Consider the following 13,116-nt stretch of genomic DNA (forward strand, 5'->3'; position numbering starts at 1 on the left):
GTGTGCCGGACGCGCGCACACGCCCGCTGTGCCCGGGTGACCTGCGACCCACCCGGGGTGGGGGGGACCGAGCCGGCGTGATCGGGAAGGGCTGGGGAGGTCCGATCACGCCGGCTTTCGCACGGGTCCTCGCGGGCCGCGAAGGAGGCGGCCGGGCCCGCTCATCGGGGGCGTGTGACGCGGAGCCGCGCGTCGGTGACGTTGTCGAAGCGCGCGTCCCCGCCCCGGACCAGGACGAAGTGCCCTCGTACGTCGGCGCGGTAGGCCACCAGGGAGCCGGTCGGCGCGAGGTCGTCGCCGGTGAGCTCCTTGCCCGCGGGCAGGCGGGCGTTGAGCGCGGTCAGGGCCGCCACGGGATCGTCGGCGGGGCCGGCCGCCGCCTCCAGGTAGAGCGCCTCGGCACCGCCCACGGGCGCGTGGGAGTCGAAGACCGTGATCGCCACGTCCGGGCGTCCGGCGATGTTGCGGGAGTGCCTGCTGTCCGGTGCCGACACCCAGAAGAGCCGGTCCTCGTCGCGGGCGGCGAAGAAGACGGGGGTGGCCCACGGCCGTCCCTCGCGGTCGGCGGTGGCGAGCACGAGGTAGCGGTTGCCGCCGAGCAGCCGGGGGACCGCCTCCCACATGTCGCTCACCGGCTCCGGGCCCGACGGCCGGGGCGCCCGGTGACGAGACCCCTGGAATCCCTGATCGGTACGCTCACCCGCCGGCCCGTCCGCCGCGTTCGTGCTCGTCATCGCTCCCCCTGTGATCGCCGGTGTGCCGACACATCCTCGCGCTCGTCGCGGCATCGTACTCAAGGGGGTCGTCGAAGAGGCGCACTCCGCTCCGGCGGTCCGTCGTTCGCCTCGACATGAAGTCCCGCCGCCACTGCTCGGCGGCCTGGATCAAGTTCTGGCTGACGTGCTCGAAGAACCCGCTCATGTCCCTCAGCCGGGCGCCGGCAGGGGTGGCGGGGTCGAGGATTCCGGCTCCGTCCCGGGCGAGATCGGCCATCGTGGCGTTCTGCCGGGCGCTGACCAGCCAGGCTCGGTACCAGACGTCGGGGTCGATGACGTACCGGTCGCGACGCCGGCGGGGGTCGCGCTCACGCCGGATCAGTTCGTGCCGCTCGAGTTCGCCGATGGCCTTGGAGACGGACGCGGGGCTGACCCGGAGCCGTTGGACGAGTTCGGCGGCGGTGAGGCTGCCGCTGTCGGTGGTGTACAGGCAGGTGAGCACCCGGGCGGTCGTTCGCGGCAGTCCTGTCGCGATCATCACTGCGGTGAATCGCTCCTCCAGGGCCTGGACCGCTCGGGGGTCCCGCCCGGATGTGCCGGTGGCGGCCGGTTCCGCCGGGGCCGGGGCGGAGGGCTGCTTGCGCCGGCGAGCCCGGCCTTCGGTCGCCTGATGTGCCCGGTCGGCCCGGTAGCCGTCGGTTCCACCGTTGCGGGCCACCTCCCGGGTGACGGTGGAGATCGGCCGTTGCAGCCGCTTGGCGATCTCGGTGTAGGTGAGTCCCTCGGTCAGCCCTTCGGCGATGTGCCGGCGGTCCTGGTGGGTGAGCCTGCCTCCCGGCATCGGGCGTGCCTCCTGTCGCCGTAGCGTGCCCGGCCCGCGTGATGCGTCCGCGGGCGGATGGACAGTATTGCGTTCATCGACATCCCATTGCAAGGTAGCTCGTCCGATGTGCATTCGTTCGCATAGTCATTGCAAGTAGCTCTCTTTTTCACCTGCATAAATGCAGAATATCCGGAATCAATATTGCGAATTATGTGAATGCAAGTTAGCTTTTTGTTTGAACTAAACGCGTACTATCGCGATAGGGACGGTCGGCGTCACGCTGATGTCCCTCGCCCGGAAGGAACCGGCATGACCACCTCCCTCCCCTCGACAGCAGGGCTGCTCATCACCGCCGTGGCGTTGGCGGCCCCCGCGACGACCACCCCCGCGGCATCCGCCTCCGTGACGGACGCACCCGGCCACGTCCAGGTCCGGAAAGCGCTCGACCAGGCCGTGGCCGACGGCGGTGTGCCCGGCATGGTCGCCGAGGTCCGCGACCGTCGCGGACGATGGTTCGGCTCGGCAGGGGTGGCCGACACCCGGACCGGCCGTGAACGCCGGCCGCACGAGCGCTTCCGTATCGGCAGCGCCACCAAGCCGTTCACGGCCACTGTGGTCCTGCAACTGGCGGCGGAGGGAAGGCTGAGCCTCGACGACACCGTGGACAGGTGGCTGCCAGGCCTGGTCGAGGGCAATGGCAACGACGGCGGCACGATCACCGTCAGGCACCTGCTCAACCACACCAGCGGGATCTTCAACTACGGCAACGACGAGAAGGAGTTCGCCAAGTTCTCCGGCCCCGCCTGGCTCGAGCACCGCTACGACACCTACACGCCCGGGCAACTCGTGAGGATCGGGCTGCGCAATCCGCGCTCCTTCGAGGTCCCGGGTGACGGCTTCGTGTACTCCAACACCGGCTACATCCTGGCCGGGATGATCGTCGAGAAGGTGACCGGCAGGACGCTCGCCGACGAGATCTCACGGCGGATCGTCCGCCCGCTGGGTCTGACCGGGACGTACCTGCCGGCCGAGGAGACGGGGATACGCGGGCCGCACCCACGGCACTACTCGACGTTGTTCGCCACCGGGACCGATGCCGAGGTCCACGACGTGACCGACCAGAGTGCCACCGTCGGCTGGGCGGCCGGTGGCATGGTCTCCACGGTCGGTGATCTCCACCGGTTCACTGGCGCGCTGCTGCGCGGAACGCTTCTCCCGCCCGCCCAGCAGCGGGAGATGTTCACCATGGTCAGGACCGGGATCACGATGCCGGACGGCACCTGGAAGGACACGTGGATACCCGGCAGCACGTACGGTACCGGTGTCTTTTCGTGGGAGCTGTCGTGCGGTGCGAGGGTCTGGGGCGTCGGCGGTGCCATCACCGGCGGGTTCTCCTTCGCGATGGGCACCCGGGACGCCGAGCGCATGGTCGCCACCACCATGAACATCGACACGTACGGCCGGTACAACTCGCTCGACATGGTCAAGGCCGTGTTCCAGGCCGAGTTCTGCCCATCCGGTTCCCGGGCCGGGAGCAGGTGACGATCAACGTGGACCGGGAGCGCTGAGTCGGGGCCGGTCCGGTGGTGTGCCGTCCCGTCGACCGGACGCGGGCGGCGAGGCGTTCGTGTGGAAGGTGCGCCGGTAGGCCGTCGGCGAGACGCCGATGGCCGTGTGCAGGTGGTGGCGGAGCGAGGCCGTCGTGCCGAAGCCGGTCCGGTGGGCGACGAGGTCGACGGGCAGGTCGCTCGCCTCCAGCAGGTGACGGGCCCGGTCCACGCGCTGGCGGATCAGCCACTGCCCCGGCGGCATGCCGACCTCCTCGCGGAAGCGGCGGATGAACGTGCGGACGCTCATCCGCGCGTGCGCGGCCAGCTCCGGCAGCGGCAGCGGCTCGTGCAGGCGTTCCAGTGCCCAGGCGCGGGTGCGCGCGGTGCCGGCCGTCGACGGCGGCGGCACGGGCCGCTCGATGTACTGCGCCTGGCCGCCCTCCCGCCACGGCGGGACCACGCAGCCGCGGGCCACCTGGTTGGTCACCTCGCTGCCGTGGTCGCGGCGGACGATGTGCAGGCACAGGTCCACCCCGGCCGCCGCGCCCGCGGAGGTCAGCACGTCCCCGTCGTCGACGAACAACACGTCCGGATCCACCCGCACGCGGGGGAAGAGCCGCCGGAAGTGCTCGGCGTGATGCCAGTGCGTGGTGGCCGGGCGGCCGTCGAGCAGGCCCATGGCCGCGAGCACGTACGACCCGACGCAGATCGACACCATGCGGGTGCGCGGCCGGACGGTCGCGAGGGCGGCGGCGAGCGGCTCCGGCAGCCGTCCCGACTCGTGGAGCGTCCCGGGGACATGGGCGGCGGGGATGATCAGCGTGTCCGCCGTGGCGAGGACCTCGGCCCCGTGGTCGACGGCGACGCTGAAGTCCGCCGTGGTCCGTACGGGGCGGCCGTCGACGGTGCAGGTGACGACCTCGTACAGCGGCTCGCCGTCCGGGCCGTGGGCGAGGCCGAAGACGCGGGAGGGGATGCTCAGCTCGAACGGGATCACCCCGTCGAGGGCGAGGACGACGATGCGATGTCTGGCACGATCCTTGCGCACGATGGCAATCATGCCACTCCTGGCGGATCTGCCTCTCGTGAAGGCTGGTCACCGGCGCCGCGACCCGCACGCGACCGGCGCCCTCCCATCCCGGTTCCCACGAAGGGTCTTTCTTTCATGAGCGAGGACACGACGACGAAGGCGGCACGGATGCGCGCGATCGTCCAGGAGGTCGCGGGCGGCCCCGAGGTGCTGACCCTGGCCGAGGTGGACCGCCCCGAGCCGATACCGACCGAGGTGCTGGTACGGGTGCACGCGGCCGGCGTCAACCCCACGGACTGGAAGTCGCGCGAGCAGGGCAGGCTGCTGGGCGACCCGCCCGCCGTCCTCGGCTGGGACGTGTCCGGGGTGGTCGAGGCCGTCGGCCTCGGGGTCACCCGCTTCCGTCCCGGTGACGAGGTCTTCGGGATGCCGCGCTTCCCGCACGGGGCGGGCGGCTACGCCGAGTACGTGACCGCCCCGTCGCGGCACTTCACCCGCAAGCCGGCCGGGCTCGACCACGTGCACGCCGCGGCGTTGCCGCTGGTGGCGCTCACCGCCTGGCAGGTCCTGCACGACACCGCGGACGTGCGGCCGGGACGGCGCGTGCTGGTTCACGCCGCGGCCGGCGGGGTCGGCCACGTGGCCGTGCAGCTCGCCAAGCATCTGGGCGCGTACGTGATCGGTACCGCCAGCGCGTCCAAGCACGCCTTCGTGCGTGAGCTGGGCGCCGACGAGGTGATCGACTACACCCGGGAGGACTTCGCCGAGACCGTCCGCGACGTCGACGTGGTCGTCGACACCGTCGGCGGCGACTACGGGCCGCGTTCCCTGCGGACGCTGCGGGACGGCGGCGTCCTCGCCGCGCTCACCGGGCCGCCCGGCGAGGACCTGCTGCGGCGGGCCGCGGAGCGTGGTATCTGGGCGGGGTTCGTGCTCGTCGAGCCGGACAACGCCGGGATGGCGACGATCGCCGAGCTGGCCGGGTCCGGGCGGCTGCGCGCCGAGGTCGGCGTCGTCCTGCCGCTGGAGCAGGCGGCCAGGGCCCACGAGATCGGCGAGACCGGCCGTACCACCGGGAAGATCGTGCTCACCGTCGCCGGATGAGCGGTCGCGGCGGGAGGGTGACTACGGCGCCTACGCACCCGGCGACGGGACTCGTACGCACTTCCGCTGATGGCAACCGACTCATCCCTCGTAAGAATGGCGTCAGCCGACAAAAGGTATCGATTACCGCTTAACGCCGGCTCAAGTCACTTCAACGGGGAGCCAGATGAGATACGAACTGCTCGGGCCGCTGCGACTGGTGGACGAGGAAACGCGCACGGTCAACGCACCCAAGGTGGAGACCCTGCTGGCCGCCCTGCTGATCCGCGCGAACCAGCCGGTCTCGACGGACGAGCTGATCGACGAGCTGTGGGGGAACGAGCCCCCCCGGCGGGCCCGCGCCGCGCTGCACGTCTACATCTCCCATCTGCGCAAGAACTTCGTCCAGCCGGCGGTCGACGGGGCGACGATCCGGACCCACGCGCAGGGGTACCTGCTGGAGGTCGAGAGGTCGTCGGTCGACGTGTTCCTCCTGCGGGCCCTGCACGCCGAGGGACGGGCCGTGCCGGAGACCGATCCGGAGCGGGCGCTGGAGGTCTGCGCCGAGGCCGCCGGCCTGTTCCGCGGGCCGGTCCTGACCGGGATCAACAACGGGCTCATCGTGGGCACCTTCGCCCGGTGGGCCGAGGAGGTGCGGCTGGAGTGCCTGGAGACGGTCGCGCGCTGCTCGCTGCGGCTGGGCAGGCACCGGGAGCTGGTCGGCGACCTGTCGGCGTGGGTGCAGGAGTACCCGCTGAACGAGAATCTCCGCGAGCACCTCATGCTGGCCCTCTACCGCTCCGGCAGGCGGGCCGAGGCGCTGGAGGTCTTCCAGTCCGCCCGGCAGGCGCTGCGCGAGGAACTGGGCCTCGATCCGCGCAGGACGATGCGCAGGCTGCAGTTCGCGATCCTCGAGGCCGACACCGACTACGCCATCGCGGGCTGAGAGCGCCGGCACCGCTCCCTCGCGGGGCGGCACCGGCGCTCACGTCCCGTTCAGCCCCGGGCCGGATCGGCCCGGCGTGCCCCGGGACCGAACCAGAACAGCAGCGCGACCGCCAGGGCCAGCACGATCGCCCCGCAGGCCCAGACGAACACCGACGAGATGTTCTGCGCGACGACGCCGTCGCCCCCGGTGAAGGGGATCAGCAGGGCCGCCAGGCCCAGCGACCCTCCGACGGTCAGCGCCGTCTGCAGCAGGCCGGCGGTGACGCCCGCGTACTCGGGCGGGGCCGTGGTCAGAATGATCATGTTGAACGGGATGATGGCCACGCCGACGCCCACCCCCATGACGACGAGCGCCGGGAGCACGCCGGTCAGGTAGGTGCTGCCGGCGTCCAGGCGGGTCAGCCACGCCACCCCGGCCAGCACCACGACCAGGCCGAGCAGCGCGCGGGTCTGCAGGCTCACGCCCGCGATGTGCTTGGTGAGCAGCTGGGTGACCACGAGCAGTGCCAGGCCGAAGGGCAGGATGGCCAGCCCGCTCCGCAGCGCGTCCAGCCCGAGCACGCCCTGCAGGTACTGGACCAGGTAGATCAGGAAGCCGGTGAGCACCGCCGCGAGCAGCAGCAGGCACAGCAGGGCCCCGGCCCGCTGCCTGCCGGCGAAGACCGCCAGCGGCAGGAGCGGCTCCTCGGCCCGCCGGTCCCACACCAGCAGCGCCGCCGCCAGCACGACCGCCGCGCCCAGCGAGATGAGGGCACCGGTGTCGCCCCAGCCCCGCTCGGCGGCGCGTACCAGCCCGTAGACGGCGGCGGTGACGGCCGCGGTGCCCAGCAGAGCGCTCGGCAGGCCGAGCGGGCGCGGCCGGGTGGCCTCGTCGCGCAGGCCGAGCACCTTGGCGGCGACGGCGATGATGAGCAGCCCGAGGGGCACGTTGACCAGCAGGCTCCAGCGCCAGTCCCCCGCCCAGGTCAGCACGCCGCCCAGGACCATGCCCGCGGAGGCCCCCAGCCCGGTGACGGTGGAGTACAGGCCGAAGGCGCGCTGCTGGCGCTCCCCCTCGAAGACGATCGCGAGCAGTGCCAGGCCGGTCGGGCCGGCGATCGCGGCGCCGGCTCCCTGCAGGACCCGGCCGAGCAGCAGGATCTCCAGGTTGGGCGCGAGACCGGCCAGCAGCGAGGCCACGACGACCAGGCCGATGCCGGCGAGGAAGACCCGGCGGTGGCCGAGCACGTCGCCGAGGCGGCCCGCGAGCAGCAGGAGCCCGCCGAAGGCGAGGAGGAAGCCGTTCGGCACCCACGACCCGCTGGTGATTGTGAGCCCGAGATCGGACTGCAGGGCCGGCAGCGCGACGTTCACGATGGTGCCGTCGAGCTGCAGCATGAACTCCGCGCCGACGATCGCGGTGAGCGTCAGGGCCCACGGCCGGGCCGGGGCGTCGCGGGCCGGAACGCCGGACGCGCCGGAGACGCCGGACACATCGTCGGAGACGCTGTCGGTACTCATGGAACGAACCTCCAAGGCCGATCACCCGGACACCCACACTGAGGCACCCTCAGGTTAGAGGCCGGAACTATACTGAGGACGTCTCAGCTTGGATGAGAAGAGTCAAGCTGAGGGCGCCTCAGGATGTCAAGCGGGAGGTTCGATGACGACCGGCACGCCCCACATCGCCCAACGCCCCAGACGGGCCGACGGCCGGCGCAACTACGACGCGATCCTGGCCGCGGCCCGCAAGGCGTTCGAGGCCGACGGCTCCGAGGCGTCGCTGGAGAACATCGCCGCCCAGGCCGGTGTGGCGATCGGCACGCTGTACCGGCACTTTCCCACCCGGGCCTCCCTGGTGGAGGCCGCCACCAGGGACGGTCTGGCCGACCTCGTCGCCCACGCCGAGCGGCTGGCCTCCTGTCCCGACCCGCTGCGGGCGCTGTCGGAGTGGATGGAGCAGGCCGTGCGGCACTTCAGCACCTTCCGCGGGCTGGTCGGCATCCTCGCGCAGAGCATGTACGACGAGGGGACCCCCTCGCACGCCATGTGCAGCGCGATGCACCACGGCGGCGCGGACCTGCTCCGCGCCGCGCAGGCCGCGGGCCGGGTGCGCGCCGACCTGACCGCCGACGAGCTGTTCGACCTGCTCAGCGGTGCCGCCTGGGTGCGCGAGCAGTCCCTGCCCGACAGGGACGGCAGCCCCCGCTTCCTCCGCCTCGCCCTGGAGGGGATCACCGCGCGCGACCGGGAGTCCTGAGCGGACGGCCCGGCGCGCCCGCCCCTGCCGGCGGACGTGCCGGGGCCCGCCGGGGCCCGCTGCGCGATTGCCCGTCGGTGGGTGGTGATAAAAACCAACTAATTAGGTAGGCTTATAGTAGTTTTTGTCAGCGCCGGACCGGGGGGCCGGCACCCGACCCTCCCCGACCCGCACCACCGCACCACACCCGGCCCGTACGCCCAAGGGAGCGCGACCAGGGCCGTCGTCGTTTTTCCTTCACGAACGCCTGGGGTCTTCACGCACATGAGTTCGTACGAAGAGAGCCTCCCCGACGCCGCGTCGATCGCCGCGGTGCGCACCGCCGAACTGGACAGACTTCAGAACCTCACCTGGCAGCCCGGGGGCGAAGGACGCCTCATCGCCGTGCTCGGCGAACCCGGGGCCGGCAAGACGCACCTGCTGTCCGCGCTGGTACGGGACCGGCAGTGGACCGCCCTGCCCGCCACCGTCTACCGCTGCTCGCGCGGCGACCGCGAGACCACGATGAACACCGTCAGGAAGATGCTGCGGCGGGCACGGCTGTCCCCCGAGCGCGACCGCGAGCCGCCGGGAGTGACCGGCCTGTCACGGCACCGGCGCAGGCCGGACCGCGAGCTGGTGGTGATCGAGGACGCCCACCTCGCCGACGAGCGGACCGTCCACGAACTGGCCGAGATCGCCGAGGGCGCCTCCCCGCCGCTGGTGGACGTGGTCCTCTCGCTGCGTCCCCGCCAGACGCCCGAGGCGCTGACCGAGGCCGTCTCCCTCGGCGCGGCCTTCGGCCGTACCGCGCGCGTCGAGCTGGCACCGCTCAGCGACGAGCAGATGCTCGCCATGACGCCCGTCCCCGCCCCCTACGACCTGCGCCGCCGCAGCCGGGGCAACCCGTTCAACCTCCGCGCCCTGCAGTCCCTGGACCACAGCGCGCGCTCCGGGAGCGACACGGCCGTCGCCCCGTTCGAGTTCACCGTGCTCACCGAGGTCAGGGACCTCACGCTGAACGAGCGCTACGTGCTGAACGCCGCGGCGATCCTGCGCTCGCGCTTCGACGTCGAACTGCTGGCCGAGGTCGCCGAGCTGGAGGCGCTGGTGGTCTCCGCCGCCGTGCGCGGGCTGGTCCGGCGCGACCTGGTACGGGTCGAGCCGGTCGGCACGCTGTTCTCCATCCGCGACGAGGTCTTCGGCACCCTGCTGCGCAGGACCATCGACCCCTGCTGGGCCACCCGAGCCCACCAGCGCGCCCTGAGCCTGCTGTCGGCCCGCGGCCAGGACGGCACGCAGCTCGGCTTCCACCTGGTCAGCTCCCTGTCGCGGGCCCGCGCGGGCGAGCTGGCGCGGATCGTGGACGCGTCCTACGAGATCATGGAGACCGACGTCGCCGAGTGCGTCTCCTGGCTCACCCCGGTGATCGCCGAGGCTCCCGTCTCCAGCGAGATCGGAATGCGCGCGCGGCTGGCGCTGAGCACGGCGTTCGGGCGGATCGGGCGGATGACCGAGAGCCGGGACCTGCTGTTCCTGGTGCACGACTCCGGCGGCCTGGTGGACCGGCTCGCGCTGGCCGAGCAGGTCGCCTGCGTGTCGATGGTCGAGGCCGTGCTCAGCCGGGACGCGCAGACCCTCGGCCTGCTGGGCGAGTACCTCGCCCGGCCGGACCTGCGGCGCTCACCGGTGTGGCCGCGCCTGGTGTTCGCACGCGGCTTCCGCACGACCATGCAGGGCCGGATCCCCGAGAGGGCCGAGATCGAGCGGGCCCTCGGGTCGGCCCGCGCAGGCCACGACGACCTCACCACCGCCGGCCTGCTCGGCCTCCGGGCGCTGGAGGCGACCTTCTCCGGCGAGGTGGACCGGGCGCTGGCCGACGCGGCCGCCGCGGGCGAGACGCTGGACCGCGCTCCCGAGCACCTGGTGGCGCGCCACCTGGAGAGCCTGTTCGTGGTCGTCCTGGCGTACCTGTACCTGGGCCGCTACGTGGACGCCCAGCGGCAGGTACGACGGGGGGTCGACGTCGCCCGCCGCTGCCAGCGCGTCTTCCTGCTCCCGGCGCTGCTGGTCCTGCTCAGCGAGTCCGAGCGCCACCTCGGGCAGCTGGAGCAGGCACGCGAGGCCGCCAACGCCGCCATCATCGAGTCCGGCCCCGACAACTCCCTGCGCCACACCCAGGCGGTCGCGCTCAAGTCCGCGGCCGAGGTCTGGATGCAGCCCGTGGGCAGCGGGAGGGCCAGGTCCCTGGCGCAGCAGGCCCTGGCCCGGCAGTCACCGTCGCAGGCCAACGTCAACGGGAGCGCCTCGATCGCCGCGCTCACCCTCGCCCGGTGCGCGTGGCTCGACGGCGACCCCGCGCACTGCGTCGCCCTCCTGCTCAACGAGGGCAAGGGGCAGGACCTGCGGGCCATCCCCGTGGCCTACCGCAACACCGCCTGGGAGATGCTCTGCGCCGCCGGGATGGACGCCGGCATGCCCCTGGACGATTGGGTGCGCAGCAGCCAGGAGCATGCCCGCGCCGTCCCGATGCCGCACAACCTCGCCTACGCCGACCTCACCCGCGGGCACCTGCACCGGGTGCGGGGCTCGCTCGCCGAGGCGGCGCGGTGCTACCACGAGGCGGCCGACCGCTTCGCGTCGGCGGGAATGGGGATCGACCAGTGCTACGCGCTGGGGCAGGAGGCGCGCGTGCTCGGAGAGCTGGGCCAGGCCGAGCGGTCGTCCCGCACGGCCAGGCTCGCCGCCGAGATGGCACACCGGTCGGGGGCGACGACCATGCTCGACTGGCTGGCCCGGCAGGTGAGCGGGCCGGTCGCCGCGGAGCTCGAACCGGAGAGCGGTCCGGTGGAGGTGTTCGGCCGGCTCACCCACCGCGAGCGCGAGATCGCGCTGCTCATCTGCACCGGCATGAAGCGCCGCGAGATCGCCGACCGGCTCACCATCAGCATGCGGACCGTCGACGTCCACCTGACCCGGATCTACCGCAAGACCGGGGTGAACTCCCGGATGGAACTCGCCCTGGCCACCCGGAGCAAGGCGGCCGGCCACGACCACGCCACCCGCTTTTAGGACCACTTGAGCCCTTCTTCCTAGTGTCGGTTCCGGCGAGCCCCCGCGATCCGGACGGCGGCTCGGGATGCCGCCCAGGAGGCGATCATGGATTTCCGCGTGCTGTCCGCTCGGGTCTCACCGGTGCTCGACACGGTGAGCTCCTGGGCACTGCCGCTCGTCGCGGCGCCGCCGGAAACCACCTCGGAAAGGGTCGGCGCTCTCGGCCGGCCGGGCCGGTCGCTGATCCTGCGCGACCTCACCGAGAAGGTCGTCGAGTACCACTCGAACAATCCCGACCCCACCGGGACGACCCCCACCGAGAAGGACGTCGCCACCGTACGGCTGGAGATATTCGGCCCGGACGGCGAGCCGCTGGGCCACACCAGCGGGGCGGGCCGCATGCTCTACCGGCAGGAGCACGACGGGCACTTCATCGCCTACTTCGGGGAGGAGATCCGGCTGCGCGACGGCAACGTCATCCGGTCGGGCGGCCTGGTCGACGACGCCCGGCTGACCGCGGGCGAGGCCGCCACCTTCCCCGCGGTCGTCGTGTCCGGACCGCTGCGCGGCGCCATCGGGTTCCGCCAGTTCCGGCCGCTGGTCAAGGACGCCCACGACACCTACGAGTCGTCGATCGTCGTCTACCTCCGGTGACGGGACGGAGAACGGAGATGACCTTGACACGACTTCCCACGCGCAGGATCGGCTCCCTGACCGTGGGCGCGCAGGGCCTCGGCTGCCTCGGCATGTCGGAGTTCTACGGCGCCACGGTGGAGGAGGAGTCGATCGCGACCATCCGGCGTGCCCTCGACCTCGGGGCGACACTGCTGGACACCGCCGACGTCTACGGCCACGGCGCCGGCGAGGAGCTGATCGGCAAGGCCGTCGCCGGACGGCGGGAGAGGGCGATCGTGGCGACCAAGTTCGGCGTGGTGCGCCCCGGCCCGGGCGTCGGCGCGGGCGTCCGCGGGGACGCCGCCTACGTCCGGCGGAGCTGCGAGGCCTCACTGCGGCGGCTCGGGGTCGACCACATCGACCTGTTCTACCTCACGCGCGTCGACACCGAGGTCGGCGTGGAGGAGACCGTCGGCGCGATGGCCGAGCTGGCCGCCGCCGGGAAGATCCGTGAGATCGGGCTGTGCGAGGCCGGGCCCGGCACCATCCGGCGCGCCCACGCGGTGGCACCGATCGCCGCGCTGCAGACCGAATGGTCCCTGTGGTCGCGCGACATCGAGCACCGGATCGTCGCGACGTGCCGGGAGCTGGGCATCGCGCTGGTGCCCTACTCCCCGCTGGGCCGCGGCTTCCTCAGTGGCGCCATCCGCTCCGCCGAGCAGCTGGACGAGGGCGACTTCCGGCGCTTCGGGCTGCCCCGGTTCGCCCCGGACAACCTGCCGCGCAACCTCGTGCTGGCCGACCGCCTCGCCGCGCTCGCCTCCGGGCTGGGGGTCACCGCGGCGCAGCTGGCGCTGGCGTGGCTGCACCACCGGGGCCCGGACGTGATCCCCATCCCGGGGACCAGGCGCCGCGACCACCTGGAGGAGAACGTCGACGCCGCCTTCCTGCGCCTCACCCCGGCCGACCTGGCCGCCGTGGAGGCCGCCGTGCCCCCGGGCGAGGTGCACGGGGAACGCTGGAACGAGCAGAGCATGCGGTTCGTCGACCGCTGAGACGGCCGGCGGGCCGGTGCGGGG

11 protein-coding genes are annotated in these 13,116 nt (G+C 72.5%); 7 read left to right on the top strand and 4 right to left on the bottom strand.

Translation table 11 applies throughout. From position 1 onward, the window contains the following. Positions 1–161: 161 nt before the first annotated feature. The gene (locus ABD832_RS00895) at positions 162–623 is read right to left on the bottom strand and encodes a pyridoxamine 5'-phosphate oxidase family protein (protein ID WP_344887542.1); all 462 of its coding nucleotides are present in this window, start codon (positions 621–623) and stop codon (positions 162–164) included. 73 nt (positions 624–696) lie between these two features. Beyond that, positions 697–1,557 carry a GbsR/MarR family transcriptional regulator gene (locus ABD832_RS00900; RefSeq protein WP_344886919.1) on the bottom strand — a complete coding sequence of 287 codons (861 nt, stop codon included), beginning with the start codon at positions 1,555–1,557 and terminating at the stop codon, positions 697–699. Positions 1,558–1,848: 291 nt separating this feature from the next. Between ABD832_RS00900 and ABD832_RS00905 the strand changes: the two genes are divergently transcribed. Next, complete coding sequence (locus tag ABD832_RS00905; protein ID WP_344886921.1) at positions 1,849–3,081, top strand: serine hydrolase domain-containing protein; 1,233 nt, start codon at positions 1,849–1,851, stop codon at positions 3,079–3,081. Positions 3,082–3,084: 3 nt separating this feature from the next. Here ABD832_RS00905 and ABD832_RS00910 read toward each other — a convergent pair whose 3' ends face one another. Beyond that, on the bottom strand, positions 3,085–4,149 hold the full coding sequence (locus tag ABD832_RS00910; RefSeq protein ID WP_344886923.1) for a GlxA family transcriptional regulator: 1,065 nt from the start codon (positions 4,147–4,149) through the stop codon (positions 3,085–3,087). Positions 4,150–4,254: 105 nt separating this feature from the next. Here ABD832_RS00910 and ABD832_RS00915 point away from each other — a divergent pair, with 105 nt between their 5' ends. After that, positions 4,255–5,223, top strand: a complete 969-nt coding sequence (locus tag ABD832_RS00915; protein ID WP_344886925.1) for an NADP-dependent oxidoreductase — start codon at positions 4,255–4,257, stop codon at positions 5,221–5,223. Positions 5,224–5,389: 166 nt separating this feature from the next. After that, a complete protein-coding gene (locus tag ABD832_RS00920; RefSeq protein ID WP_344886927.1) occupies positions 5,390–6,148 on the top strand; it encodes an AfsR/SARP family transcriptional regulator in 759 nt (252 codons plus the stop codon). A 50-nt stretch (positions 6,149–6,198) separates the two neighbouring features. Here ABD832_RS00920 and ABD832_RS00925 read toward each other — a convergent pair whose 3' ends face one another. After that, positions 6,199–7,650, bottom strand: a complete 1,452-nt coding sequence (locus ABD832_RS00925; protein ID WP_344886929.1) for an MFS transporter — start codon at positions 7,648–7,650, stop codon at positions 6,199–6,201. 142 nt (positions 7,651–7,792) lie between these two features. Between ABD832_RS00925 and ABD832_RS00930 the strand changes: the two genes are divergently transcribed. The 4 genes from ABD832_RS00930 to ABD832_RS00945 all read left to right on the top strand — a co-directional run bounded on the left by ABD832_RS00930 (position 7,793) and on the right by ABD832_RS00945 (position 13,092). Then, positions 7,793–8,389, top strand: coding sequence for a TetR/AcrR family transcriptional regulator (locus ABD832_RS00930; protein WP_344886931.1), 597 nt, complete (start codon positions 7,793–7,795; stop codon positions 8,387–8,389). Positions 8,390–8,653: 264 nt separating this feature from the next. After that, the gene (locus tag ABD832_RS00935) at positions 8,654–11,440 is read left to right on the top strand and encodes a LuxR C-terminal-related transcriptional regulator (RefSeq protein ID WP_344886933.1); all 2,787 of its coding nucleotides are present in this window, start codon (positions 8,654–8,656) and stop codon (positions 11,438–11,440) included. A gap of 87 nt (positions 11,441–11,527) precedes the next feature. Beyond that, complete coding sequence (locus tag ABD832_RS00940; RefSeq protein WP_344886935.1) at positions 11,528–12,076, top strand: allene oxide cyclase barrel-like domain-containing protein; 549 nt, start codon at positions 11,528–11,530, stop codon at positions 12,074–12,076. Between the two features lie 17 nt (positions 12,077–12,093). Beyond that, positions 12,094–13,092, top strand: coding sequence for an aldo/keto reductase (locus ABD832_RS00945; protein ID WP_344886937.1), 999 nt, complete (start codon positions 12,094–12,096; stop codon positions 13,090–13,092). Positions 13,093–13,116: the final 24 nt, after the last annotated feature.

Origin of the sequence: Streptosporangium longisporum (assembly GCF_039534895.1) — a bacterium.
Taxonomy (GTDB): Bacteria; Actinomycetota; Actinomycetes; order Streptosporangiales; family Streptosporangiaceae; genus Streptosporangium; species Streptosporangium longisporum.

Coding starts and splice junctions, on each gene's coding strand:
- ABD832_RS00895 (WP_344887542.1), bottom strand. CDS start 623: ATGTGGGAGGCGGTCCCCCGGCTGCTCGGCGGCAACCGCTACCTCGTG.
- ABD832_RS00900 (WP_344886919.1), bottom strand. CDS start 1,557: ATGCCGGGAGGCAGGCTCACCCACCAGGACCGCCGGCACATCGCCGAA.
- ABD832_RS00905 (WP_344886921.1), top strand. CDS start 1,849: ATGACCACCTCCCTCCCCTCGACAGCAGGGCTGCTCATCACCGCCGTG.
- ABD832_RS00910 (WP_344886923.1), bottom strand. CDS start 4,149: ATGATTGCCATCGTGCGCAAGGATCGTGCCAGACATCGCATCGTCGTC.
- ABD832_RS00915 (WP_344886925.1), top strand. CDS start 4,255: ATGAGCGAGGACACGACGACGAAGGCGGCACGGATGCGCGCGATCGTC.
- ABD832_RS00920 (WP_344886927.1), top strand. CDS start 5,390: ATGAGATACGAACTGCTCGGGCCGCTGCGACTGGTGGACGAGGAAACG.
- ABD832_RS00925 (WP_344886929.1), bottom strand. CDS start 7,650: ATGAGTACCGACAGCGTCTCCGACGATGTGTCCGGCGTCTCCGGCGCG.
- ABD832_RS00930 (WP_344886931.1), top strand. CDS start 7,793: ATGACGACCGGCACGCCCCACATCGCCCAACGCCCCAGACGGGCCGAC.
- ABD832_RS00935 (WP_344886933.1), top strand. CDS start 8,654: ATGAGTTCGTACGAAGAGAGCCTCCCCGACGCCGCGTCGATCGCCGCG.
- ABD832_RS00940 (WP_344886935.1), top strand. CDS start 11,528: ATGGATTTCCGCGTGCTGTCCGCTCGGGTCTCACCGGTGCTCGACACG.
- ABD832_RS00945 (WP_344886937.1), top strand. CDS start 12,094: ATGACCTTGACACGACTTCCCACGCGCAGGATCGGCTCCCTGACCGTG.